The sequence below is a fragment of the Paenibacillus antri genome, from assembly GCF_005765165.1.
GTDB classification, from domain to species: Bacteria; Bacillota; Bacilli; order Paenibacillales; family YIM-B00363; genus Paenibacillus_AE; species Paenibacillus_AE antri.
Map to the genome: position 1 here is coordinate 18,568 of NZ_VCIW01000014.1, position 23,816 is coordinate 42,383.

The 23,816-nt window shown below is 60.9% G+C and carries 31 protein-coding genes and 1 riboswitch; of the genes, 28 read left to right on the forward strand and 3 right to left on the reverse strand.

The window, feature by feature from the left end:
• Positions 1-57 precede the first annotated feature (57 nt).
• The 7 genes from FE782_RS19260 to FE782_RS19290 all read left to right on the forward strand — a co-directional run bounded on the left by FE782_RS19260 (position 58) and on the right by FE782_RS19290 (position 5,890).
• A complete protein-coding gene (locus FE782_RS19260) occupies positions 58-1,149 on the forward strand; it encodes an L-threonylcarbamoyladenylate synthase (protein ID WP_138195872.1) in 1,092 nt (363 codons plus the stop codon).
• 90 nt (positions 1,150-1,239) lie between these two features.
• Positions 1,240-1,800: a manganese efflux pump MntP gene (locus tag FE782_RS19265; RefSeq protein ID WP_238392570.1), complete on the forward strand. Its 561-nt coding sequence runs from the start codon at positions 1,240-1,242 to the stop codon at positions 1,798-1,800.
• Positions 1,801-1,868: 68 nt separating this feature from the next.
• Positions 1,869-2,450 (forward strand): low molecular weight protein arginine phosphatase, encoded by a 582-nt coding sequence (locus tag FE782_RS19270; RefSeq protein ID WP_138195874.1) that lies wholly within the window; start codon positions 1,869-1,871, stop codon positions 2,448-2,450.
• Positions 2,451-2,485: 35 nt separating this feature from the next.
• A riboswitch (ZMP/ZTP riboswitch) is annotated at positions 2,486-2,566 on the forward strand.
• A gap of 78 nt (positions 2,567-2,644) precedes the next feature.
• Positions 2,645-3,103 (forward strand): ribose 5-phosphate isomerase B, encoded by a 459-nt coding sequence (gene rpiB, locus FE782_RS19275; RefSeq protein ID WP_138195875.1) that lies wholly within the window; start codon positions 2,645-2,647, stop codon positions 3,101-3,103.
• A gap of 21 nt (positions 3,104-3,124) precedes the next feature.
• A complete protein-coding gene (locus FE782_RS19280; RefSeq protein WP_138195876.1) occupies positions 3,125-3,703 on the forward strand; it encodes a TIGR01440 family protein in 579 nt (192 codons plus the stop codon).
• Positions 3,704-3,719: 16 nt separating this feature from the next.
• Positions 3,720-4,967, forward strand: coding sequence for a serine hydroxymethyltransferase (gene glyA / locus FE782_RS19285; RefSeq protein WP_138195877.1), 1,248 nt, complete (start codon positions 3,720-3,722; stop codon positions 4,965-4,967).
• Positions 4,968-5,080: 113 nt separating this feature from the next.
• Complete coding sequence (locus FE782_RS19290) at positions 5,081-5,890, forward strand: endonuclease/exonuclease/phosphatase family protein (protein ID WP_238392571.1); 810 nt, start codon at positions 5,081-5,083, stop codon at positions 5,888-5,890.
• 62 nt (positions 5,891-5,952) lie between these two features.
• Here the strand turns inward: FE782_RS19290 and ymzB are convergent, their stop codons facing one another.
• Positions 5,953-6,306 carry a protein YmzB gene (gene ymzB / locus FE782_RS19295; protein WP_138195878.1) on the reverse strand — a complete coding sequence of 118 codons (354 nt, stop codon included), beginning with the start codon at positions 6,304-6,306 and terminating at the stop codon, positions 5,953-5,955.
• Between the two features lie 78 nt (positions 6,307-6,384).
• Positions 6,385-7,671, reverse strand: coding sequence for a stage II sporulation protein P (gene spoIIP, locus FE782_RS19300; RefSeq protein WP_138195879.1), 1,287 nt, complete (start codon positions 7,669-7,671; stop codon positions 6,385-6,387).
• A 206-nt stretch (positions 7,672-7,877) separates the two neighbouring features.
• Here spoIIP and upp point away from each other — a divergent pair, with 206 nt between their 5' ends.
• From upp to FE782_RS19360, 12 genes are all read left to right on the forward strand, one after another.
• Positions 7,878-8,507 (forward strand): uracil phosphoribosyltransferase, encoded by a 630-nt coding sequence (gene upp / locus FE782_RS19305; protein ID WP_138195880.1) that lies wholly within the window; start codon positions 7,878-7,880, stop codon positions 8,505-8,507.
• A 28-nt stretch (positions 8,508-8,535) separates the two neighbouring features.
• Entirely contained in the window at positions 8,536-9,681 is a 1,146-nt protein-coding gene (gene wecB / locus FE782_RS19310) for a non-hydrolyzing UDP-N-acetylglucosamine 2-epimerase (protein ID WP_138195881.1), read from the forward strand.
• 169 nt (positions 9,682-9,850) lie between these two features.
• Entirely contained in the window at positions 9,851-10,072 is a 222-nt protein-coding gene (locus tag FE782_RS19315; RefSeq protein ID WP_138195882.1) for an AtpZ/AtpI family protein, read from the forward strand.
• Positions 10,065-10,445: an ATP synthase subunit I gene (locus FE782_RS19320; protein WP_138195883.1), complete on the forward strand. Its 381-nt coding sequence runs from the start codon at positions 10,065-10,067 to the stop codon at positions 10,443-10,445. The genes FE782_RS19315 and FE782_RS19320 overlap by 8 nt, the downstream gene beginning before the upstream one ends.
• 8 nt (positions 10,446-10,453) lie before the next feature.
• Positions 10,454-11,245 carry a F0F1 ATP synthase subunit A gene (gene atpB, locus FE782_RS19325; RefSeq protein ID WP_138195884.1) on the forward strand — a complete coding sequence of 264 codons (792 nt, stop codon included), beginning with the start codon at positions 10,454-10,456 and terminating at the stop codon, positions 11,243-11,245.
• Positions 11,246-11,300: 55 nt separating this feature from the next.
• The gene (gene atpE / locus FE782_RS19330) at positions 11,301-11,516 is read left to right on the forward strand and encodes a F0F1 ATP synthase subunit C (RefSeq protein ID WP_138195885.1); all 216 of its coding nucleotides are present in this window, start codon (positions 11,301-11,303) and stop codon (positions 11,514-11,516) included.
• Positions 11,517-11,618: 102 nt separating this feature from the next.
• Positions 11,619-12,110, forward strand: a complete 492-nt coding sequence (gene atpF / locus FE782_RS19335; protein ID WP_338016903.1) for a F0F1 ATP synthase subunit B — start codon at positions 11,619-11,621, stop codon at positions 12,108-12,110.
• Positions 12,107-12,652 carry a F0F1 ATP synthase subunit delta gene (locus FE782_RS19340; RefSeq protein ID WP_138195887.1) on the forward strand — a complete coding sequence of 182 codons (546 nt, stop codon included), beginning with the start codon at positions 12,107-12,109 and terminating at the stop codon, positions 12,650-12,652. Before atpF ends, FE782_RS19340 begins: the two co-directional genes overlap by 4 nt.
• 13 nt (positions 12,653-12,665) lie before the next feature.
• Positions 12,666-14,180 (forward strand): F0F1 ATP synthase subunit alpha, encoded by a 1,515-nt coding sequence (atpA, locus tag FE782_RS19345; RefSeq protein WP_138195888.1) that lies wholly within the window; start codon positions 12,666-12,668, stop codon positions 14,178-14,180.
• 23 nt (positions 14,181-14,203) lie between these two features.
• On the forward strand, positions 14,204-15,067 hold the full coding sequence (atpG, locus tag FE782_RS19350; protein WP_138195889.1) for an ATP synthase F1 subunit gamma: 864 nt from the start codon (positions 14,204-14,206) through the stop codon (positions 15,065-15,067).
• 59 nt (positions 15,068-15,126) lie between these two features.
• On the forward strand, positions 15,127-16,518 hold the full coding sequence (atpD, locus tag FE782_RS19355) for a F0F1 ATP synthase subunit beta (protein WP_138195890.1): 1,392 nt from the start codon (positions 15,127-15,129) through the stop codon (positions 16,516-16,518).
• 17 nt (positions 16,519-16,535) lie between these two features.
• Positions 16,536-16,946 (forward strand): F0F1 ATP synthase subunit epsilon, encoded by a 411-nt coding sequence (locus tag FE782_RS19360; protein WP_138195891.1) that lies wholly within the window; start codon positions 16,536-16,538, stop codon positions 16,944-16,946.
• A gap of 57 nt (positions 16,947-17,003) precedes the next feature.
• On the opposite strand, the gene FE782_RS19365 is transcribed toward FE782_RS19360, so the two are convergent.
• A complete protein-coding gene (locus FE782_RS19365) occupies positions 17,004-17,447 on the reverse strand; it encodes a DinB family protein (RefSeq protein ID WP_338016906.1) in 444 nt (147 codons plus the stop codon).
• Between the two features lie 153 nt (positions 17,448-17,600).
• Between FE782_RS19365 and FE782_RS19370 the strand changes: the two genes are divergently transcribed.
• From FE782_RS19370 to nuoK, 9 genes are all read left to right on the forward strand, one after another.
• Complete coding sequence (locus FE782_RS19370) at positions 17,601-18,263, forward strand: CGNR zinc finger domain-containing protein (RefSeq protein WP_138195893.1); 663 nt, start codon at positions 17,601-17,603, stop codon at positions 18,261-18,263.
• 177 nt (positions 18,264-18,440) lie between these two features.
• Positions 18,441-18,839 (forward strand): NADH-quinone oxidoreductase subunit A, encoded by a 399-nt coding sequence (locus FE782_RS19375; protein ID WP_202914570.1) that lies wholly within the window; start codon positions 18,441-18,443, stop codon positions 18,837-18,839.
• The gene (locus FE782_RS19380) at positions 18,824-19,342 is read left to right on the forward strand and encodes a NuoB/complex I 20 kDa subunit family protein (RefSeq protein ID WP_138195894.1); all 519 of its coding nucleotides are present in this window, start codon (positions 18,824-18,826) and stop codon (positions 19,340-19,342) included. The genes FE782_RS19375 and FE782_RS19380 overlap by 16 nt, the downstream gene beginning before the upstream one ends.
• Positions 19,339-20,388 carry an NADH-quinone oxidoreductase subunit C gene (locus FE782_RS19385; protein ID WP_238392572.1) on the forward strand — a complete coding sequence of 350 codons (1,050 nt, stop codon included), beginning with the start codon at positions 19,339-19,341 and terminating at the stop codon, positions 20,386-20,388. Before FE782_RS19380 ends, FE782_RS19385 begins: the two co-directional genes overlap by 4 nt.
• Positions 20,389-20,394: 6 nt before the next feature.
• Positions 20,395-21,498 (forward strand): NADH-quinone oxidoreductase subunit D, encoded by a 1,104-nt coding sequence (locus FE782_RS19390; protein ID WP_138195895.1) that lies wholly within the window; start codon positions 20,395-20,397, stop codon positions 21,496-21,498.
• Positions 21,498-22,505, forward strand: a complete 1,008-nt coding sequence (gene nuoH, locus FE782_RS19395; protein ID WP_138195896.1) for an NADH-quinone oxidoreductase subunit NuoH — start codon at positions 21,498-21,500, stop codon at positions 22,503-22,505. The genes FE782_RS19390 and nuoH overlap by 1 nt, the downstream gene beginning before the upstream one ends.
• Positions 22,506-22,526: 21 nt before the next feature.
• Positions 22,527-22,979: an NADH-quinone oxidoreductase subunit NuoI gene (gene nuoI / locus FE782_RS19400; RefSeq protein ID WP_138195897.1), complete on the forward strand. Its 453-nt coding sequence runs from the start codon at positions 22,527-22,529 to the stop codon at positions 22,977-22,979.
• Positions 22,980-23,492, forward strand: a complete 513-nt coding sequence (locus tag FE782_RS19405; protein WP_138195898.1) for an NADH-quinone oxidoreductase subunit J — start codon at positions 22,980-22,982, stop codon at positions 23,490-23,492.
• Positions 23,489-23,803: an NADH-quinone oxidoreductase subunit NuoK gene (gene nuoK, locus FE782_RS19410; RefSeq protein WP_138195899.1), complete on the forward strand. Its 315-nt coding sequence runs from the start codon at positions 23,489-23,491 to the stop codon at positions 23,801-23,803. The genes FE782_RS19405 and nuoK overlap by 4 nt, the downstream gene beginning before the upstream one ends.
• Positions 23,804-23,816: the final 13 nt, after the last annotated feature.

Below are 23,816 nucleotides of genomic sequence, written 5' to 3' on the forward strand. Positions count from 1 at the left end.
GAGCCCGGCTGTGATATACTGGCGATATGGAACGTTGATACGGAAGAGGGGCATGATATGTCCGACATTCGAACGAAATTGTGGCGCGTGGACGCGCGCAACGACTCTAGCCTCCGGGAGCAGCTGCTGGAGGCTTCCGCGCGTTTACGGGACGGGGGGCTCGTCGCGTTCCCGACGGAAACCGTGTACGGGGTCGGGGCCGACGCGCGAAGCACGGCCGCGGTGGAACGCATCTTCGTCGCGAAGGGACGGCCGTCCGACAATCCGCTTATCGTACACGTGGCGACGATCGAGGCGGCCGAGGCGCTGGCGTCGGAGGTCGGGCCGGTCGAGCGTCGGCTCATGGAGACGTTCTGGCCGGGGCCGCTGACGATCGTGCTGCCGGCTCGGCCCGGCGCGGTGTCGCCCCGCGTGACGGCGGGGCTCGACACGGTGGCGGTGCGGCTGCCGTCGCACCCGATCGCGCGCGAGTTGATCGCGCTCTCGGAGGTGCCGGTGGCGGCGCCGAGCGCCAACCGATCCGGGCGGCCGAGCCCGACGCGCGCGGAGCATGTGCGCGAGGACCTGAACGGCCGCATCGACGGCATCGTCGACGGGGGCGCCGCCGACGTGGGGCTGGAGTCGACCGTCGTCCTGGTCGACCGTCCGAGCGGGGCCGTGCGCGTGCTGCGCCCCGGCGGGGTGTCGGCGGAGGCGCTCGCGGCCGCCGGCTTCGTCGTGGCGTCGGTGGACGCGGGCGACGCCGAAGCGCCGGACGCCGCCGCACCGCGGTCGCCCGGCGTCAAATATAAGCACTACGCGCCTAAGGGGCGGCTGATCGTCGTGGAAGGCGCGGGCGACGCCGTACGCGCCTACATCCAGGCGCGGCTCGACGAGGACGCCGCGGCCGGTGCGCGCGCGGCCGTGCTCGCGTTCGCGCCCGCCCCCGGCGCCGCCCCCGCGTATCGCGGCGCGGCCAAGCTCGTCGCCCTCGCGGAGACGCCGGGCGACGCGGCGACGGCGGCGCATCGGCTGTACGCCGCCCTCAGAGACTGCGACGCCGCAGCCATCGAGCGGCTGTACGCCGAGGCCGTCGATCCGTCCGGCCTCGGCCTCGCCTTCATGAATCGGCTGCGCAAGGCGGCCGGCAACCGCATCGTCACCGTATAATCACGCCTTCCCCGTCGGTCCTTTCCCCCCGGACATACATCCGTTCTTGTCCGCATAAGCATGGGAAAGAAGGGACAGGAGGGGGAAGGCTTGGCGGATATAACGGAACATCTTGGGTCGACGACGACGATCCTCCTGATCGCCGTCGCGCTCGGCATGGACGCGTTCTCGTTATGCGTCGGCATCGGAATGAAGGGCATTCGTCTGCTGCACGTGGCGAGAATCAGCGCCGCGATCGCCGCGTTCCACGTCATCATGCCGCTCGTCGGCCTATTCATGGGCCAGTACGTCAGCGTACTGCTCGGCGGCGTCGCGTCCATGATCGGCGGCGGCCTGCTCGTCGTCTTGGGCGGACACATGATTTACAACTCGCTGCGCGCGGGCGACGCCCCGTCGTTCAATACGGGGTCGCTGTTCGGCTTGCTGGCGTTCGCGATCAGCGTCAGCGTCGATTCGCTGTCGGTCGGCGTCTCGCTCGGCATGTTCGCGACGGACCTGGCGTTGACCGTGCTGCTGTTCGGCGCGATGGGCGGTTTGCTGTCCGTCGTCGGGCTGCTCGTCGGCCGGCGCGTCGGCCAGATGATCGGCGAGTACGGCGAAGCGCTCGGAGGCGCGGTGCTGCTCGTCTTCGGCGTGTTGTTCCTAATTTAAGGAGGCCGAGGCGGTTTGTACTTCTTGGTCGTTTTACATAAAATAAGACCAAGGGGGGTGGAAAGCGCGTGAAACGAATTTTATTGGTATGTACCGGTAATACGTGCCGAAGCCCGATGGCCGAAGCGTTGTTCCGCAAGCGGGCGGCGGCGCGGGGCGTTCCCGTGGAAGTGAAATCGGCCGGCGTGGCCGCGGTCCCGGGGCAGCCGATGTCGGGCCATGCCGCGGACGTGCTGCGGGAGCGGGGCGTCGACCCGAGCGGGTTTCGCTCGAGCGAAGCGACGCCGGAGCTCGTACGTTGGGCCGATCTGATCTTGACGATGACGTCGCATCATAAGCGGCATCTATTAGAATTGTATCCCGATGCGGTCGAGAAGACGTTCGCGCTGAAGGAATACGCGGGCGGGGACCCCGAGACGGCGGCGCTGTTCGCGGAGCGGGAGTCGCTCGCGGCCGAGCTGCAGATGCGCCTCGCGCTCGGGCAGCAGATTTCGAACGAAGAGCGGGAGAAGCTGTACGAGCTGGATCGGCGGCTGCCGAATCCGGACGTGCAGGACCCGATCGGAGGCAGCCGCGCGCGCTACGAGAAGACGGCCGACGAGATCGAAACCGCGATCGCGGCGGCGTTGGATCGTCTTTACAGCGAATGACGGATGCGGTATGATGGAAGCACCATATTTCGAATGGAACCCGATGTAACTGGCGACATTTGTGGAGTACCACATTGGAGCATCGGGACATACGGCCGGTCGCCTGGGCAGAGCATGGACGGAACGTTTCCGTCGTATGCTCTTTTTTGCCGTTTGGGGTATAATATGGCTCAGAAGAAGAGGAGGCGGTTCAGATGAAGATCGCGATCGGAGCGGATCACGCCGGCTATCGGCTCAAGGCGGAGCTGCTCGAGTTCATTCGTTCCCTGGGGCATGAGCTGGAGGATTTCGGCGCGCACGGGCCGGAATCGGTCGACTATCCCGACTTCGCGTCGGCGGTGTGCAATCAAGTCGTGTCGGGCAAGGCCGACCGAGGCATTCTGATTTGCGGCACGGGCATCGGCATGTCGATCGCGGCGAACAAGGTGCCGGGCATCCGCTGCGCGCTCGTGCACGACGTCTTTTCGGCGAAGGCGACGCGGGAGCATAACGATACCAACGTTCTCGCGATGGGCGAGCGCGTAATCGGGCCGGGACTGGCGCAGGAAATCGTCGGCACGTGGCTCGCGACCGAGTTTTCGCAAGGGGAGCGGCATAAGAATCGGATCGGCAAGGTGTGCGCGCTGGAAGCGCAGTCGAACCTTCATCCATAAATCAAGCAAGGCGGTGCGAACATGACGACGGATCGCGAACGTTGGGCGGAGGATGTATACCGGACGGCGATGGAGACGGCGCAGGCGGGGGGATTGACCGCAGGGCGGTTGTTCGTCGTCGGCGTCAGCACGAGCGAGGTGCTCGGGAGCCGCATCGGCACGGCGGGCGCGTCGGACGTCGCGGCGGCGCTGTTCGACGGGCTGCAGCGATTTCGGCGCGAGACGGGCATCTATGTGGCGTATCAATGCTGCGAGCATCTGAATCGCGCGCTGGTCGTCGAACCGGATGCGGCCGAGCGATACGGCCTCGAGCCGGTGACCGTCGTACCGGTGCCGAAGGCGGGCGGCGCGATGGCGTCGTACGCGTACCGGAACGTCCAAGGCGCGGTCATGGTCGAGGAGATCGCGGCGCATGCCGGGATCGACATCGGGGAGACGTTGATCGGGATGCATCTGCGCAAGGTGGCGGTGCCGTTCCGACCGGCCGTCCGCCGCATCGGGGAAGCCAGAGTGAACGCGGCGTACGCGCGGCCGAAGCTGATCGGCGGCGCGCGCGCCGTCTACGTCATAGAACAACCGACGAATACGAAAGAAGAATAGGGAGATGGAGAATACGATGGAACACTTGAGAGCGCAAGATCCGGACATGCTGAAGGCGATGGGCCTCGAGCTCGGCCGCCAGCGGGACAACATCGAATTGATCGCATCGGAAAATATCGTCAGCGAAGCCGTCCTCGAAGCGATGGGCTCCGTGTTGACGAACAAATACGCGGAAGGCTATCCGGGCCGCCGATACTACGGCGGCTGCGAATACGTCGACGTCGCCGAGGATCTCGCGCGCGACCGCGTGAAGCAGCTGTTCGGCGCGGAGCACGCGAACGTGCAGCCGCACTCCGGCGCGCAGGCGAACCTCGCCGTCTACCTCGCGGCGCTGAAGCCGGGCGACACGGTGCTCGGCATGAACCTGGCGCACGGCGGTCACCTGACGCACGGCAGCCCGGTCAACGCGTCCGGCATCTTGTATAACTTCGTGCCTTACGGTGTTGAAGACGACACGCACACGATCGATTACGACAAGGTGCGCAAGCTCGCGTTCAAGCATATGCCGCGGATGATCGTCGCGGGCGCGTCGGCGTACCCGCGCATCATCGACTTCGAAGCGCTCAGCTCCATCGCGCAAGACGTCGGCGCCTTGTTCATGGTCGACATGGCGCATATCGCGGGACTCGTCGCCGGCGGCATGCACCCGAGCCCGGTGCCGCACGCGCACTTCGTGACGAGCACGACGCACAAGACGCTGCGCGGTCCGCGCGGCGGCCTCATCCTGTGCCGCAAGCCGTGGGCGCAAGCGATCGACAAGGCTGTCTTCCCGGGCACGCAAGGCGGTCCGCTCATGCACATCATCGCGGCGAAGGGCGTCGCGTTCGGCGAAGCGCTCCGTCCGGACTTCAAGACGTACGCGCAGAACATCGTAACGAACGCTAAGGCGATGGCGGAGCAATTCCTCGCCGAAGGCATTCCGCTCGTCTCCGGCGGCACGGACAACCACTTGATGCTGGTGGACCTGCAGTCGCTTAACATTACGGGCAAGGTCGCCGAGAAGCTGCTCGACGAAATCGGCATCACGGTCAACAAGAACGCGATCCCGAACGACCCGGCCGGCCCGATGATCACGTCCGGCATCCGCATCGGCACGCCGGCGGTCACGACGCGCGGCATGGGCGTCGACGCGATGCGCACGATCGCGACGATCATCGCGACGACGTTGAAGAATCCGAACGACGCGGCGACGCTCGATTCGGCCCGCGGCATGGTTCGCGATTTGACGGCGCAATATCCGTTGTACCCGAATATGTCGTATTAAGCGAAGCTAGAATATACGAAGAGGGACCTTTTCCGCGGGGCGGGAAGGGTCTTCTTTGCCTAACGGCTGCCATTGCCCGGGGAATAAAGCCGATCGCACGAGGAGGCGCATGCATGGAAACGACGGTTACGCCGAAGCTCGAATTCGCCGCCGTAGCGATGACGTTCAACCTGCGCCGCGCGACGTGGGTCGACGGTCGCAACGCGTGGCGCTATCGGAAGAGGAGCGCGGCGGCGGCGATCGCCGCGGCGGACGCGGACGTCGTCGGCACCCAGGAAGGCTCGCTTCCGATGCTGCGGGAGTTGACCGCGCTGCTGCCGGGCTACGCATGGCTCGGGGAAGGGCGCCGAGGCGGCGGGCTCGACGAGACGAACGCGATTTTGTACCGGGCGGATCGATGGACGCCGGAAGCTTCCGGCACGTTCTGGCTGTCGGAGCGACCGGAGCGGCCCGGCAGCCGCGCCTGGGGAGCGGCCTTCCCTCGCATCTGCACGTGGGCGATGCTCCGCTCGACGTCGAACGCCGACGTGCGGTGGACGGTGGCCAACACGCATCTGGATCATATCAGCGCGTCGGCGAGACGCCGGGGCATCGCGCTCGTCGCGGAGCGGGCGCTCGAGATCGCGCAGGGCGGGCCGATCGTGGTCACGGGCGACTTCAACGCGAAGCCGGACAGCGAGGTGGCGGGCTTGCTGCGAGCGGAAGGGTGGCGCAACGCGTTCGACGACGCGTCCGGCGGAGCGCATCAGGCCGGCGCGACGTTCCACGGTTTCCGGGGCGGCGAGCGGGGACGGCCGATCGATTACATTTACTATCGCGGATTCGCCGCCGAGGGGGTCGAGGTCGCCGTCGATCGGGCGAGGTACGACGGGAGGTATCCTTCGGATCATTACCCGGTATACGCGCGTTTCCGTTGGACGTAGCCGCGAACGACGAAGAGCCCGGGAGCGAAGCGCTCCCGGGCTCTTGCTTCGGCGCGTCCGCCTTATTGCGGCGGACCTTGGGGCACGACGCGGTAAAACGCGCGATCCGTCGAGACCTGAAGTTCCCGTTCGTCGATCGCGCTCCGGAAGGAAGGGCCGAGCGGAATTTCGTAAGAATGCCTCGGCAGCTCCGCGGCTCCGCCGTCGCCTTCCGTCGCGATCTTCCCGTCTCCCAACAGGACGAGCCGGTTCTCTTCTACGTAATCGTCCCGATCCGGGCTGCCGGTCAGGAACGATACCTTCTGCACGGTCATCGACACTTGGTCGACGTCGCCTTGCTCTTCCTTGCGTATGACGATCGGGGCGCCGATCTGCGCCATGAACCAATCGGCGATTTCCGCCACGCGGTGATCCATATGAAGAAGCCCTCCGTTCGAACGCGGTAGTGGAGTGTCGTCCATTACCATGTCCAGGGAGGGCTTCCGTCATGCATGTTATTGCGTCTTGGCGCCGCCTTCCGGGCCGGCCGGAGCGGCCGCGTCGCCTGCCTCGGAAGGAGCGGCGTTCGCCTTCACGGCTTCGGTCCGCTCCCAATGCATCTCGGCGAGCACCTCGGCCAGCACTTCGGCGGTGCGGTAGCATTCCTCGAGCGTGTTGTCGACGCCGCCGAATTCGATCAGAATGCTGTTCGGCGACAGGCTTTGATTGAATTCGCCGTTGGACCCGGCTTTCTTGCCGACGACGCCGCGCGAGATGCCTTTGATTTTTTCTTCGATCCGGTAGTGGAGCTCCTCCGCGAGCGCTTGATTTTCCTCGTAGTTCGGATTTTTTTGCCCGACGACGAAATACAGCTTCGCGTAGGCGACGCCGTTATGGGTTAACAGCGTCTTGTCCTTCCGCGCCGCGTCCCGGTGAATGTCGATGAAGTAGTTCAGATCTTCGTATTTCGCCATCGCGGTTTTGATCGTCTTGCGGGATTCGTCGTACGCGCCGCGCCACGGATAGGACAGGTCGGAGTGGATCGCACCGACGCCTTTCTTTTCCAGCTCCTCCGACAGACGGGCGCCGACCGCCGCGACAGTGACGTTCTTATCGTTCTGATCGTACGCTTCGTCGATCTTCGTAATGCCGTCGAGCTCCGGCAAGTACGACTCCGAGGGGTGGGAGTGATAGACGAACACGACGTTCGGCGCGGCCGCCGGCGGCGCGGGATCGGTCTCCGGCTCGCCGCCCGGCTGCTCGCCCGGCGCGGGCTCCTCCGCCGGCTGTTGCGGCGTCGATTCCGGCGGCTCCTCGCCGGTACTCGGATAACCGTCCGGCAGCGGTACTTCCGCGGGCTCTTGCAGATGCGGCGCCGGGGGCACCTCGACGGGATAATCCGCCGGGCCGGTTCCGATGCCTTGGATCAGGATAATATTTCCCTCGCCTTGCGCGCCGGGGAGCAGCTGCGCCGCCAGCGTGCGCGGGTCGGCCGGGTCGATGCCGGTCGTCAGCTTCGTCAGGAACGACGCGACGTTCTTCGTCGAGAACGAGGAGTCGCCGGGTCCTTCCGACAGATTGGCGATTTCGAAGCTCAGCATATCGGCGTAAAACCGGCTCGGCAGCGCGGCGGCGGCCCCGTCCAACCCTTGAATCGGAGGCGCGTCGAGCTTCCATAGGATCGATACGGCGGTCACGGCGACGAAGCTTCCTATGACGCACCAAGCGATCACCGTGCCTAGCGCGCGCGCCAAGCCGCCGAGCGCATCTCTCGTCCATTCCAACGCTTGTCTGAATCGCATGCTTCTTCTCCTTCGGTTTCAGGAATTCGGCGTTCCGGAATCTCTTACTCTCATCTCTATGAACCGATGCTAGCAAGTAGAACCGACGCGGAATGTTCGGAGGAAAAGAATGGGGCATAGTGCATGGCCGAGACGACAATGATATAATGGGTAAGGTTTTAGGCAAAAAAGGAAAAACGCACCTGAGGCAAGGGGGACCGGGACGCATGAGCAAAGTGTTTTTGTGCGATCATCCGCTCATTCAGCACAAGCTGACTTACATACGCGACGAGCGTACGAATACGAAGGATTTTCGGGAATTGGTGGATGAAGTGGCGACGCTGATGGCGTACGAAATCACGCGGGACGTGCCGCTCGAGAAGACGACGGTGAAGACGCCGGTGGCGGTCGCGGAAGCGAAAATCATCTCCGGGCGCATGCTCGGTCTGATCCCGATCTTGCGCGCGGGCCTCGGTATGGTCGACGGCATCTTGAAGCTGCTGCCGGCCGCGAAAGTCGGCCATATCGGCTTGTATCGCGACCCGGACACGCTGCAGCCGGTCGAATATTACGCGAAGCTGCCGACGGACGTGTTGGAGCGGGAGTTGATCGTCATCGATCCGATGCTCGCGACGGGCGGTTCGGCGATCGCCGCGATCCAGATGCTCAAGAACCGCGGCTGCAAGCAAATCAAGCTGATGTGCCTCATCGCCGCGCCGGAAGGCGTGAAGGCGATGCAGGAGGCGCACCCCGACGTCGATATTTACACCGCTTCGATCGACGACTATCTGAACGATCACGGATATATCATCCCGGGCCTCGGCGACGCCGGCGACCGATTGTTCGGAACGAAATAAGGGCGGACGAGAGGGGACTTAACGGAAAATGGCTCAACGGATCAAAGTAATGACCGTATTCGGGTCGCGCCCGGAAGCGGTCAAGATGGCGCCGCTCGTGCTCGAGCTCGAGAAGCACCCGGACGCGATCGAGTCGGTCGTTTGCGTGACCGCGCAGCATCGAGAGCTTCTGGACAGCGTGCTGCAAACGTTCGGCATCCGGCCGGACTACGACTTGAACGTCATGAAGGACAGGCAGACGCTGAACGAGCTGTCCATCCGGGTGCTGCAAGGGCTCGAACCGGTCCTGCAGGAAGCGAAACCGGATATCGTTCTCGTTCACGGCGACACGTCGACTACGTTCCTTGCGAGCTACGCGGCGTTCTTGCAGAAGGTCAAGGTCGGACACGTGGAAGCGGGTCTTCGAACGTGGAACAAGCTGTCGCCTTATCCCGAGGAGATGAATCGGCAGCTGACGGGCGTGCTCGCGGATCTCCACTTCGCGCCGACGGAGCGGTCCGCCGAGAATCTTCGGAACGAAAACAAGCCGGAGAACGCGATCTACGTCACGGGCAATACGGTAACCGACGTAGGCCGTTACGTCGTGAAACATTCGTTCGACCACCCGCTGCTCGATTGGGCGAAGGGCAAGCGTCTCGTCCTGATGACGGCGCATCGCCGGGAAAATCAGGGCGAACCGCATCGGAACGTGTTCCGCGCGGTGCGGCGGATCGCGGACGAGTTCGAGGATATCGCGATCGCGTACCCGGTGCATCCGAATCCGGCGGTGCTGGAGCCGGCGCGCGAGCTGCTCGGCGATCATCCGCGCATCAAGCTGACGGAGCCGCTCGATCTGGCCGAAATGTACAACCTGTATCCGCATACGCACTTGATTCTTACGGACTCCGGCGGGCTGCAGGAAGAGGCGCCGTCGTTCGGCGTGCCGGTTCTGGTGCTCCGCGATACGACGGAACGGCCGGAAGGCATCGACGCCGGTACGCTCGAGCTCGTCGGCACGGACGAGGAGAAGGTGTACGAGCGGGCTAAAGCGCTGCTTACGGACGCCGGGCTGTACGACGCTATGAGCCGCGCGGCCAACCCTTACGGCGACGGCCGCGCGTCGGAGCGGATCGTCGCGGCGATCAAGCATCATTTCGGCGTCGCGCCGGACCGTCCGGAGCCGTTCGTCCCCTAACGCCGCGGAATCCGACAGCGTACAGTCGAACTGTACGGTTGGGGATAGCGGAAAACCTTGATTTATAAGGGTTTTTCGCGATCCGTTCACGGAATGTTTGAATTTATATGAATTGACAAACGCTTCCCCGGATGGATAAAATAAATGAGGATTGACAGGGGTAACGGCTATGGATAAGAAAGGCAAGGGGGATAACCCCTGGCGAGCGGCCGGTATGGTCGGCGTCATGGGGGCGGATGTCGCGATATGCGTCACCCTGGGCTTTTTTCTTGGACGATGGCTTGGCGGTTCGCAAGGCTGGGTTGCCTTCGGCACCTTGGCCGGACTCGCCGTCGGCATTCTCACCTGCGTCGTTCTGGTGAAACGCTTACTGGAGGATTCCGATGGTTGAACTGTTGAACAGAGCCGTACGCGCCGCGCTTTTTTTTATGTCCGCGCTCATGCTTGCCTGGGCTTTCGTTCCTGAAGGGAGAACGGTGGCCGCGGGACTCGCTCTGGGCACGGCGGCCAGCGTCGCGAACGCCTTGCTGCTTCGCAGGCGCGTGGAGCTGCTGGCGAAGCTGGCGGCGGACGGGGAAGCGCGCAAATCCGGCCTCGGCCTCGGCGCGAGAATCGCGACTGTGCTGATGGCGGGGATGATCGCGTATCGGTACCCTGACGTTTTCGCTTTACCCGCTACGTTGGCGACCTGTTTTTTTGTCCAAATTGCGGTTTTTTTTACAGCGATTGCACAGAATAATCATCGATCCGATGGAAAGGGGTGAAGCATAGTATGCACTTATTTCCGGTTGTTGAAATCGCGGGGTTGCCGTTCGACCTGTCGTCCATCATAGCCATCTTGGTGTCGAGCATCATCGTGTTCGCATTGGCTAGGGCGGCGGTAAGCAACCTGTCGGTTACGCACCCGACCAAAATGCAAAACTTCATGGAATGGGTTATCGAGTTCGTCCACAACACGGTGGCGAGCACGATGCCGCTCGAGAAGGCGAAGCGGTACATCTCGCTCGGGATGACGTTGATCATGTTCATTTTCGTCTCGAACCTGCTCGGCTTGCCGTTCGGTCTCGTCTGGGAAGTGCCGGAGAGTCATCACGGCGCGGTGACGGTATTCGGATTGGAAATCCTGTCGGAAGCCGATCTTGCGGCCATGCACGCGGCGCACGAGCACGCGGCGTTCGCGTTCTGGAAGTCGCCGACCGCGGACATCGCGGTGACGGCCGGTCTTGCGATCACGGTCATTTTCCTGGTCCATTTCCTCGGTCTCCGGGACAACGCGAAGCATTACCTGAAGCACTACTTCGAGCCGTTCCCGATCTTCTTCCCGCTGAACATCTTGAAGGAGTTGGCGAAGCCGCTTACGCTCGCATTGCGTTTGTACGCGAACATCTTCGCGGGCGAGGTTCTCATTTCGACCATCCTCATGATGGGCTGGATCGGCATTCCGCTGATGGCGGCATGGCAGGGCTTCAGTATTTTCGTAGGCGCGATTCAGGCGTTCCTGTTTACGATTTTGACGATGGTGTACATTTCGCAGGCGACGGTGCACGACGAAAGCGCGCATTAGTCCCGCGATTCGAAACATAACAAATTTCTCGAAACCACTTAAGGAGGATTTTCTAATGGAATTTTTGGGTGCAGCTTTGGCAATCGGTTTGGGCGCGCTTGGCGCAGGTATCGGTAACGGTTTGATCGTCAGCAAGACGGTAGAAGGCATTGCGCGTCAGCCGGAGCTTCGCGGTACGCTCCAAACGACGATGTTTATCGGCGTCGGTATCGTCGAGGTCGTTCCGATCATCGGCGTCGTCGTAGGCTTCTTGATGTTCTTCGGAGCGTAAGCCGCCTCATACAAGCTTACAGGCGCGGAAGGCTTCAGCCCTCCACGCCTTCCGTTTGGATTCAGCCTAATCACGGCTGACATGAACGACTCGTAGAAAGGAGTGTCAGCTTTGGAATTCGTATGGACATCAACAGTCATTACGATCGTCGCGTTCGTGTTGCTCTACTTGCTCTTGAACAAGTACGCGTTCGGTCCGTTATTTAACATCATGGAGCAGCGCAAGCAGCTCGTCGTCGGCGAGCTCCAGCAGGCGGAGGCGAATCGCAAGGAGAGCGCGGCGCTTCTCGAGGAGCAGCGCAAAGCGATCGAACAGGCCCGCAAGGAAGCGCAAGACATCGTGGAGCAAACTCGCAAGGTCAGCACGAAGACGGCGGAAGAGATCGTCGAAACCGCCAAGAACGAAGCGGTCCGCTTGAAGCAAGCCGCGCAGGAAGATATCGTCAGCGAGAAAAATCAGGCGATCGCCGAGCTCCGCAAGCAAGTCGGCGAGATGTCCGTCAAGATCGCTTCGAAGATCATCGAGAAAGAAGTCGATGCGTCTTCGCAGGAAGCGTTGGTGGATAAGTATCTGAAAGAGGTCGGAAGCCGATGAGCGCTATGGCGGTAGCGGCGAAGCGTTACGCGAAAGCGTTGTTCGCGCTCGCGAAAGAGAAGGGCTCCGTGGAGGAGACCGGCGCTCAGTTCGAAGCGGTCGCGGCCGCTCTCGAGGGGAACGCGGACATTCGCAACTTCTTCGATCATCCGAATATCGGCGCGGACGCGAAAGTTCGCGCTTTGAAGCAGGCGGTAGGCGGGCAGGTATCCGACTACGTACTGAATACGCTCATGCTGCTCGTGGAACGGGGACGCGGCGCGGCGATCGGCGAAGTGTCTTCCGCTTATCGCGCCATCGCGGACGAATCGCTCGGAAGAGCGCAAGCCCGCGTAACGTCCGCGTTCGCGCTGTCGGCCGAGCAACAGCAAGAGATCGCGCGCAAGTTCGGCGCGCTGACGGGGAAAGAAGTCGCCGTCGAAACGGTAGTGGATCCTTCCATTCTCGGCGGGATTCGCGTCCGGATCGGCGATACGTTGTACGACGGCAGCTTGTCCACCAAGCTGGCCGAAATCGAGAGATCGTTTAATCACGCACGATAGGGGTGAAGGTTCGTTGAGTATCAGACCCGAAGAAATCAGCACGCTCATTAAGCAGCAGATTGAACAGTATCAATCCGAAGCTCACGTAGCGGAGATCGGCACAGTCATCTACATCGGCGACGGCGTAGCGCGCGCGCACGGGCTTTCGAACGTTATGGCCGGGGAGCTCCTCGAATTCGAAAACGGCTCCGTAGGTTACGCATTGAACCTGGAAGAAGATAACGTAGGTATCGTTATCTTGGGCCAATACCACGACATTAAAGAAGGCCAGCAAGTCAAGCGTACGGGCCGCATCATGCAGGTTCCCGTAGGCGAAGCGCTGCTCGGCCGCGTCGTCAATCCGCTCGGCCAGCCGCTCGACGGCAAGGGTCCGATCAACACGACCGAGTCGCGGAACGTCGAGTCCCAGGCGCCGGGCGTTATCGACCGGAAATCGGTTCACGAGCCGATGCAAACCGGCATCAAGGCGATCGATTCGATGATCCCGATCGGTCGCGGTCAGCGGGAGTTGATCATCGGCGACCGCCAAACGGGGAAGACGTCGATCGCGATCGACACGATCCTGAACCAAAAGGATAACGGCGTCATTTGTATCTACGTCGCGATCGGCCAGAAGCAATCGACGGTTGCGCAAGTCGTCGAGACGCTCCGCCGTCACAATGCGATGGATTACACGATCGTCGTGAACGCAGGCGCATCCGAGCCGGCTCCGCTCTTGTGGCTGGCGCCGTACGCGGGCGTATCGATGGGCGAGTACTTCATGTACAAAGGCCAGCACGTTCTGATCATCTACGACGACTTGACGAAGCAAGCGGCCGCATACCGCGAATTGTCGCTGTTGCTCCGCCGCCCTCCGGGCCGCGAGGCGTATCCGGGCGACGTCTTTTACTTGCACTCCCGTCTTCTCGAGCGCGCGGCGAAGCTGTCCGACGAGCTCGGCGCGGGTTCGATCACGGCGTTGCCGTTCATCGAGACGCAAGCGTCGGACGTATCGGCTTACATCCCGACGAACGTCATCTCGATTACGGACGGCCAGATCTTCCTGGAGTCCGACCTGTTCTACTCCGGCCAACGTCCTGCGGTCAACACCGGTATCTCGGTATCCCGGGTCGGCGGATCGGCGCAAATCAAAGCGATGAAGAAGGTCGCCGGTACGCTCCGTCTTGACCTGGCGCAATATCGCGAGCTCGCGGCGTTCTCGCAGTTCGGCTCCGATCTCGATAAGTCGACGCAAGCCCGCCTGACGCGCGGCGCGCGCACGATGGAAATCCTGAAGCAAGGCGTTAACGAACCGATGCCGGTCGAGAAGCAGGTCATCAGTATCTACCTGGCTACCAAGGGTTTCCTCGACGATATCCCGGTCGTAGACGTACTTCGCTTCGAGAAGGATTTCCACGGCTACGTCGATGCGAACTACCCGCAAATCTTCGGCGCCATTCGCGAAACGAAAGACCTGAGCAAAGACACCGAGGCACTCATTACGGAAGCGGTGGAAAAGTTCAAAAAGGGCTTCTCCGTTTCGGCGTAAGCGCGGAAGGGGCGTGAATAAGCATGGCTAAGGGAATGCGCGATATTAAGCGCCAAATCAAAAGCACTCAGAACATGAAGCAAATCACGAAGGCGATGGAGATGATCGCTTCGGCTCGTCTTCGTCGGGCGCAGGAAGCCGCGCAATCGGCGCGCCCGTACGCCGAGAAGCTGCGCGAGGTGATCGGTTCGATCTCCTCCGCCGGCGGCGTGAATCATCCGATGCTCGAGAAGCGGCCGATCAAGCGGACCGGCTACATCGTCATCACGTCGGACCGGGGCCTCGCGGGCGGCTATAACGCCAACCTGCTCCGGAAGGTTATGCTGACGATTCGCGAGAAGCACAAGTCCAATAAAGACGAGTACCTCATTTACGTGCTCGGCCGGAAGGGACGCGATTTCCTGCGCCGCCGGGGCATCCCGATCGCGCAAGAGATCGTCGGCTTGCCGGACTTCCCGCGGTTTTCGGACATCAGGGACGTCGCTAACGGCGCGGTGAAGGCGTACGAAGAGGGCACGATCGACGAATTGGTGCTCGTCTACAACGAATTCCGCTCCGTCATCTCGCAGACGCCGGTCGACAAGACGCTGCTTCCGCTCGGGGAAACCGAGAAGAGCGGCTCCGCGTCGGCATCGTACGAATTCGAGCCTTCGCCGGAGGTCGTGCTGAACCACATCTTGCCGCGATACGCGGAGACATTGGTGTACAGCGCGGTTCTGGAGGGCAAGGCCAGCGAATTCGGAGCGCGGATGACGGCGATGAGCAACGCGTCGAAGAACGCGACGAAGTTCATCAACTCGCTGACGTTGCAATACAACCGCGCGCGTCAAGCTTCGATTACGCAAGAAATTACGGAAATCGTAGCGGGTGCGAACGCGCAAGGATAATCGTTATTTTCGGCAAGGGGCCGCTCCGGCGGCCCATATAGATGTAAGGAGGGGCTACGATGAATAAAGGACGCATTATTCAGGTTTTGGGTCCGGTTGTCGACGTCGAGTTCGAACGCGGACAACTGCCTGAAATCTCCAATGCGATTAAATTGTATCGCGCGGGGGAATCCGACTCGGTTACGGCCGAAGTCGCGGTTCACCTCGGCGATAACGTCGCGCGTACGATCGCGATGTCTTCTACGGACGGCTTGGTCCGCGGCGGAGATGCGATCGACACGGGCGCACCGATCTCCGTACCGGTCGGCGCAGCGACGCTCGGCCGCGTATTCAACGTATTGGGCGAGCCGATCGACAACGCAGGGGACGTCTCCCGCGACGTCGTGCTCCCGATCCATCGGGAAGCGCCGGCATTCTCGGAATTGTCCACGCAAGCGGAAATTCTCGAGACGGGCATTAAGGTCGTCGACTTGCTGGCGCCTTACGCCAAGGGCGGTAAGATCGGCCTCTTCGGCGGCGCGGGCGTAGGCAAGACGGTCTTGATCCAGGAATTGATCAACAACATCGCGCAAGAGCATGGCGGTATCTCCGTATTCGCCGGCGTCGGCGAGCGTACCCGCGAAGGGAACGACTTGTACCACGAAATGAGCGATTCCGGCGTTATCAGTAAGACGGCGATGGTATTCGGTCAGATGAACGAGCCGCCGGGCGCACGTCTGCGTGTCGCATTGACGGGTTTGACGATGGCCGAGTTCTTCCGCGACGAAGAAGGCCGCGACGTATTGTTGTTCGTCGATAACATCTTCCGCTTCACGCAAGCGGGTTCCGAAGTATCCGCCCTCCTCGGCCGGATGCCTTCCGCGGTAGGTTACCAGCCGACGCTCGCGACGGAGATGGGCCAGCTGCAAGAGCGCATCACGTCGACGAAGAAGGGTTCCGTTACGTCCATCCAGGCGATCTACGTTCCTGCGGACGATTACACCGACCCGGCTCCTGCGACGACGTTCGCGCACTTGGACGCAACGACGAACTTGGAGCGTAAAATCTCCGAGCTCGGCATCTACCCTGCGGTCGATCCGCTCGCTTCGAGCTCGCGGATTTTGTCGCCGGACGTCGTCGGCCAAGAGCACTATGACGTCGCGCAAGGGGTAAAGCGTCTGCTCGCTCGATACAAGGAGCTGCAAGATATTATCGCGATCCTCGGTATGGACGAGTTGTCCGACGAAGATAAGGTGACGGTCGCGCGCGCGCGCCGCGTACAACGGTTCTTGTCGCAGAACTTCCACGTTGCAGAACAGTTTACCGGCACAAAGGGGCAATACGTTCCGGTTAAAGATACGGTTCGCAGCTTCAAAGCGATCCTTGACGGCGGTTACGACGATCTCCCAGAAGCTGCTTTCCTCTACGTAGGCACGATCGAAGAAGCGGTAGAGAAAGCAAAAACATTGTGATCGGGGGTCTATAGACCATGAGCTCAATGTTATTGGAAATCGTCACGCCGGAGCGCAAAATTTACGGCCAGGAAGTCAATATGGTCGTCGCCAAGGGAATCGAAGGGGAGCTCGGCATCTTGCCGAACCACATCCCGATGGTAACGCCTCTTCGCATCGCAGCGGTTACCGCGAAGGTGCAGGGGCAGAAGGACCATGTGATCGCCGTTCACGGCGGCTTCATGGAAGTGCGCAAGGACAAGGTCGTCATCTTGGCGGAAAGCGCGGAGCTTCCCGAGGAGATCGACGCCGACCGCGCCGCTCGCGCAAGAGAGCGCGCGGAAGCGCGGCTTCGCGAAGCGCGGCAAGAGAAAGTCGATTTCCATCGGGCGGAGCAAGCGCTGCAACGCGCGATGCTGCGTATCAACGTTCGGAATCGAGATATTTAATATGTAGAAAGCCGCGGGTGGCTGACACCGCGGCTTTTTTTTCGTGCGTCTATTGAATTACAGAAGCGCCTCTTTCCCGTGTAACCGGCGCAAATAAGCGATCTGTCCGGCATGGAACGCCTCGTGATGAATGAGCTGTTGCACGATCTCGTACTTGGATTGGCGCTCCGGCGGGCATTCGAGTAGCGCCTCGTCGCCGAGTTGAACGGCCGCGTCTCGGAACGTTTGACGCGTGTCTTCGTACTTTTGGATGGTGCGGCTCCATTCCTCGTCCGACAGCGACACCGGGTTTTCGACCCAACTGCGCGCTTCGTCCCATTGCCCGGCACGGCCGCGCAGACGGTGCGTCACCTCTTCGGCGCTGTACATGAGATGATGGAGGAGTTCATAAATTGTATGTCCGCCTTGCGAAGGGCGTGCGATAGCCTCTTCCGGGGGAACGGCCATCAGTAAATCCCTTAATGAAGCGTGCCAATGGTTGCCGACAAAAACCATATCCATTTGTCTCGCAATACTGTGGCAAGGTGAAAACGACACAATAAAACCTCCTAAAGTAGTTTTAATGGTTACATCATATCTCCCATTATTGCCAATGTCAACCGTTCGTGATACGGTCTATTCGAAAGCAATCATGGACGAACAGGAGGGCGCGATGTGGAAGAAGATGCCGGGGCCGGCGAGGCGCAGCACCGCTTCAGTTTTCTAGGAGGCGCCTTGCCTTTGGATTATTGCAACACCGTCGATTGGCATTCCAGTCCTGATCCGATGGAGCGGCTGCATAGATACGAGGATCTCGTAGATTGGGGCATGGCGGCGGGAACGATTTCGTCGGAAGAAGGGGCAGCGATTCGGGAACGCGTCGCCGCGCGCTCGGACGAGGCGGCTAACGCTTACCGCGAGGCCATCGAGCTTCGAGAATCGCTGTTTCGATTGTTTACCGCCGTAGCGCGCGAGGAGACGCCGGACGACGGCGATCTCGCCCGCTTGAACGATCGGTGGGAACGGACGCAGCGTCGTCTGGAAATTCGGTACGAGAACGATGCGTTTCGGTTAGATTGGAGGGTAGGGGATCTAGAGGAGTCGCCGGATCTCCTCCGGTTGCTGGATCCGGTCGTACGGGCGGCGGTGGAGCTGCTTCTCTCGCCGAAATCGCGGGACGTCCGTCGGTGCGAGGGACCGCCGGGCTGCGGGTGGCTGTTTCTGGATCATACGAAAAATCATAGCCGCCGTTGGTGCAGCATGCGGGAATGCGGAAACCGGGAGAAGATGCGCAGGTTTCATGAGAAAAAGAAGAGTCGACGCGAGAACGACGGATAGAAATCCTTTTCAAATGGAAGACTTTGTGTTGGGGGTTACGGAACGGATCGATCCGATTTCGCAACAAAAACTTCCGCTTTAAGTCGGACATGCTACTTTGCATATACTCCGAAGGGAGTTTTTGTTATAATGGTAACGTTTTATAGCCAATCTTTGCTAATCCCATAAGCACGCCTGATGCGACGACAAGGAGGAATCGAAAACTTGGAACATTACATGAACAATTACGTGCTGGTGGCGATTTTCGTGGCGCTTGGCGTGTTTTTGCCGGTCGCCGCGCTGACGCTCGGCCGCTTGCTAAGGCCCCATAAGCCGACGGCGCAGAAGCAGACCACCTATGAGAGCGGCAACGATCCGGTAGGGTCCGGGCAAGTTCGGTTTAACGTGCGGTATTATTTGTTCGCGCTGATGTTCGTCGTTTTCGACGTGGAGGCGGTTTTCTTGTACCCGTGGGCGGTCGCCTACGATAAGCTCGGCTTGTTCGCCGTCGTGGAGATGCTAATATTCGTATTGCTGCTCGTCATCGGACTCATCTACGCTTGGAAGAAGAAGGTGTTGAAATGGACCTCGATTTAAGCAAGATTTCGCCGGAGGAACACGAGGAGCTGCAACGCAACGTCTTCATGACGACGCTAGAACAGCTGAAGGCCTGGGCTCGCAGCAACTCGTTGTGGCCGATGACGTTCGGTCTCGCCTGCTGCGCGATCGAGATGATGGGGACGGGCGGGTCCCATTACGACTTGGACCGCTTCGGCGTCATCTTTCGGACGTCGCCGCGCCAGTCGGACGTGATGATCGTCGCTGGAACGGTTACGAAAAAGATGGGACCGCTCCTTCGCAAGCTGTACGATCAAATGCCCGAGCCGAAGTGGGTGATCGCGATGGGCTCTTGCGCGACCGCGGGCGGCCCGTACGTAAAGTCTTATGCCGTCGTGAAGGGCGTCGATCAGATCGTCCCGGTAGACGTGTATATTCCAGGCTGCCCTCCGAACCCTGCCGCGCTCATCTATGGCATCAATAAACTGCAAGAGAAGATCCGGTACGAAGCGAAGACCGGGAAGCGGGTGACTAGTCAGTGACGGAAGACGATAAGATCAAGAAGGCGGCGGAAGAGCTGGCGAAGGAAGCCGGCGGCAACCCGCCCGAGCCGGCGCCGGAAGGCACCGACATATCCATGCCGCAGAACGAGGCGGAGGTCGCGAAGTATAAGCCGGAGCCCGATAAGGATGGAGAAATCCATACGAACCATGTCGGCGCGGAAGTGAAGGTCGAGGACGGGAAGGCGACGCCGACCGAGGAGACGGCGAAGCGGGCGGAAGCGTTGCAGGCGCAAGGCGACGAGGTCGCCAAAGAGCAGGCACGAGACGCGGAGGCGGCGATCGAAGGCAAGAAGGAGCTCGCGAAGACAAGCGGTGCGGATTCGCAAGGCGACACCGTCGAGAAGCCTCCCGCGAAAGCGGTTACGCCGGACGAGGATCGCGAGGCGAAGATTCGCCGCGCCCAAGAAGCGCGGGCGGCTCGAGCGGCTGCGGCGGGCGGAGCGGCTCCCGCGGGCGAAGGCGCTGCGGCCGAACGGCCGGCGAGAGCGCCGCGCGCGGCGAAGACGGAGGACGGCGACGCCGAGCCGCCGAAGCCGAAGGAGCCGTCGAAAAACCAACCGCTGCTCGACCGCATCGCGGCGATCGTGGCGGAGAGCGTCGGTCCGGAAGCGGTCGAATCGGCGTCGATCAATGAGAAGGGCCTGGAAATCCCGACGCTGACCGTGAAGGGCGACCAATGGTTCAAGACGGCGGAGACGCTCAAGACGCATCCCGAAACGGGGATGAATTACTTGCGCAATCTGTCCGGCGTCGACCACGAGACGCACTTGGAAGTCGTCTATCATCTGGTGAACCTGACCACGAAGCATGAGGTGTGCGTGAAGGTGAAAGCCGACCGGGAAGCGCCGGTCGTCCCTTCCGTCACGCCGCTCTGGTCGACGGCCAATTGGAACGAGCGCGAAGTGTTCGATCTGCTCGGCGTCGACTTCCCGGGTCATCCCGACCTCAGGCGCATTATGATGTCCGACGACTGGGTCGGTCATCCGCTGCGCAAAGACTACGAACCGCTCGACCCGGAGGTGTAAGGACAGATGGCCTTAAGAACCGAAGAACTGCTGCTGAACGTAGGCCCGCAGCATCCAAGCACGCACGGCGTCTTCCGGATCGTCGTCAAGCTGGACGGCGAAATCATTAAGGAAGCGATGCCGGTGATGGGGTATCTGCATCGCGGCACGGAGAAGCTGGCCGAAAACCTGACCTACACGCAGATCATCCCGTATACCGACCGGATGGACTATGTGTCGGCGATGACGAACAACTATGTATTGTGCAATACGGTCGAGAAGCTGATGGAGCTGGAAATTCCGGAACGGGCGGAATATTTGCGCCTGGTCGTCATGGAGCTGCAGCGCATCGCTTCCCATCTCGTATGGTGGGGGACGTATTTGCTCGACATCGGCGCGATGAGCCCGTTCCTGTACGCGTTCCGCGATCGAGAGAAGATCATCGATTTGTTCAACGAATTGTGCGGCGCGCGGCTGACTTACTTTTATATGCGCGTCGGCGGCGTCAAATGGGACGCGCCGGAGGGCTGGCTCCAGAAGGTGCGCGATTTCGTGCCGTACATGCGCGAGAAGCTGAAGGAGTACGACAACCTCGTCAGCGGCAACGAAATTTTCTTATCCCGGATCAAAGGCGTAGGGAAGTACGACGCGCAAACCGCGATCGACTACGGTCTGAGCGGCGCCAATCTTCGCTGCACCGGCGTGAAGTGGGATTTGCGCAAGGATCAACCTTACAGCTTATACGAAAAGTTCGACTTCGACGTTCCGGTAGGGACGAACGGAGATTGCTACGACCGGTACTTGTGCCGTCTGGCGGAAATCGAGCAGAGCCTTCGGATCCTCGAGCAAGCGTTGGACAGCTTCCCGGGCGACGGCCCGGTCATCGGCAAGGTGCCGCGCGTCATCCGTCCACCGGAGGGCGAGATTTATTCGGCGATCGAATCGCCTCGGGGCGAGATCGGCTGTTACCTCGTCTCCCGCGGGAAGGATAAGCCGTTCCGCTTGAAGTTCCGTCGCCCGTCTTTCGTAAATCTGCAAATTCTGCCGAAGCTGCTCGTCGGCGAGACGATGACGAACTTAGTTACGATTCTAGGAGCGACCGATATCGTCGTCGGGGAGGTGGATGGCTGATGCAAACCTACTTCGAAAACCCGCTCTCTTGGACCGGGTTTTTCACCATGTTGGCCGTGGGCGTGCTCATGCTGCTCATCGTGCTCGGCTTCGTGACGTACGCGATTTACTTCGAGCGCAAGGTCATCGGCTACATGCAGCTCCGTCCGGGACCGAACCGTACGGGACCGTTCGGCTTGCTGCAGTCTGTCGCCGACGTAACGAAGCTGCTCATTAAGGAAGACACGATCCCTTCGAAGGCGGACCGGGCGTTGTTCATCCTGGCGCCGGCGATCGCATTCGTGCCGTCGTTCGCGGTCATCGCGACGCTGCCGTACACGAGCAACCTATACGCGGCGGACTTGAACGTCGGTTTGCTTTACTACGGAGCGCTGACGAGCATCTCGACGCTCGGCATCGTGCTCGGGGGCTGGGCTTCCAACAATAAATACTCGCTGCTCGGCGGGATGCGCTCCGCCGCTCAGATGATCTCGTACGAGGTGCCGCTCATTCTGTCGATGGTCGGCGTCATCATGCTGTCCGGCAGCTTGAACCTTCGCACGATCGTCGAAGGGCAAGCGGGCTGGATCTGGAACTGGAACATCTTCCCGCAAATCATCGCGTTCGGCGTGTTCGTCATCGCGGCCATCTCCGAGCTGAACCGGACGCCGTTCGACTTGCCGGAGGCGGAATCGGAGCTCGTCGCCGGCTATCACGTCGAGTACAGCGGCTTTCGCTTCGCGTTTTTCATGCTGGCGGAATACGTCTACGTCTACGCGATCGCGGCGTTGACGACGGTGTTGTTCTTGGGCGGCTGGCACGCGCCGGCGCCGTTCCTGACGTTCATCCCGGAACTGATCTGGTTCCTGCTCAAATTTTCGGCGGTCGTCTTCGTCTTGTTCTGGCTGCGGGCGACGATGCCGCGCATTCGGATCGACCAGTTGATGGGTCTCGCGTGGAAGTACTTGCTGCCGATCGCGCTCGTCAACATCTTCCTTACCGCGCTCGTGAAAGAATTGCTGAAATAACCGCTGGATGGAGGGGTACCCATGAAAGGGATCGCGAAAGGTCTAGGCGTCACGCTCAAGAGCTTCACGAAAGAGAAAGTGACGTACGCATATCCCGACGTGCCGTTGAACATGCCCGACCGGTTCCGCGGCGTGCAGCATTTCGACCCGGACAAGTGCATCGTGTGCAACCAGTGCGCCCGCATCTGCCCGACCGAGTGCATTACGCTGACCGGCAAGCCGAATCCGGATCCGGAGAAGAAGGGCAAGGTCATCGACACGTACGACATCAACTTCGAAATTTGCATCCTGTGCGATCTGTGCACGGAGGTATGTCCGACCGAAGCGATCGTCATGACGAACAACTTCGAGCTCGCGACGTACAGCCGGGACGATCTGTTCAAGAACATGGAATGGCTGAACGACAACAACACGAACGTGCGCAGCGAAAATACGAGAAATCCGCAGCCGGGCGGTAAAGGAGGGGCCAGCTAGATGTCGTTCCTGACAGGCGAATTGGTCGCCTTCTTCGTGTTCGCCTTGCTCATTATCGGCGGCGCGATCTTTATGATCAGCTTTACGAAGGTCGTACACATGGTCGTCTCGCTTGCGTTCGCGTTCCTGAGCTTGGGCGGCCTGTACGTGCTGCTCGAGGCGGAATTCGTCGCGTTCGTGCAAATCTTGATCTACGCGGGCGCGGTCTCGATCCTGATGATCTTCGGCATTATGCTCACGAAGCATGAGGAAAACGAGGAAACGTCGCCGTGGACGACGCAAGAGACGTTAACGGCGATCGGCTGCGTCGCGTTGTTCGGCGCCTTGTTCTTCGCGATTCAGAACGCAGAGCTTCCGAGCGGCGCGGGCTTCGACGCCGGCGCCGACAATACGGCCGCGATCGGACAAATCATCTTTACGGAGCGGGTGCTGCCGTTCGAGCTCGTGTCGGTGCTGCTCACCGTCGCCTTCATCGGCGCGATCGTGCTCGCGAGAAGGGAGGAAGGGCAATGACGGTCGATTTAGCCTCTTCCTACCTGACGCTGGCGGCCATCTTGTTTTGCATCGGACTGTTCGGGGCGCTGACGAAGCGTAACGCGGTTATCGTGCTGCTGTCGATCGAGCTGATGCTGAACGCGGTGAACTTGAACCTGGTCGCCTTATCGAAGTACGGCGTCGTACCGTCGCTGACCGGCCAAATTTTCTCCTTGTTCACCATTACGGTAGCGGCCGCGGAGGCGGCGATCGGCGTCGCGATCTTGATCGCGCTGTTCCGCAACCGGGGCACCAGCGACGTGAAAGACATGAACGAGATGAAGCGATAAGGAGGGGGAAGAC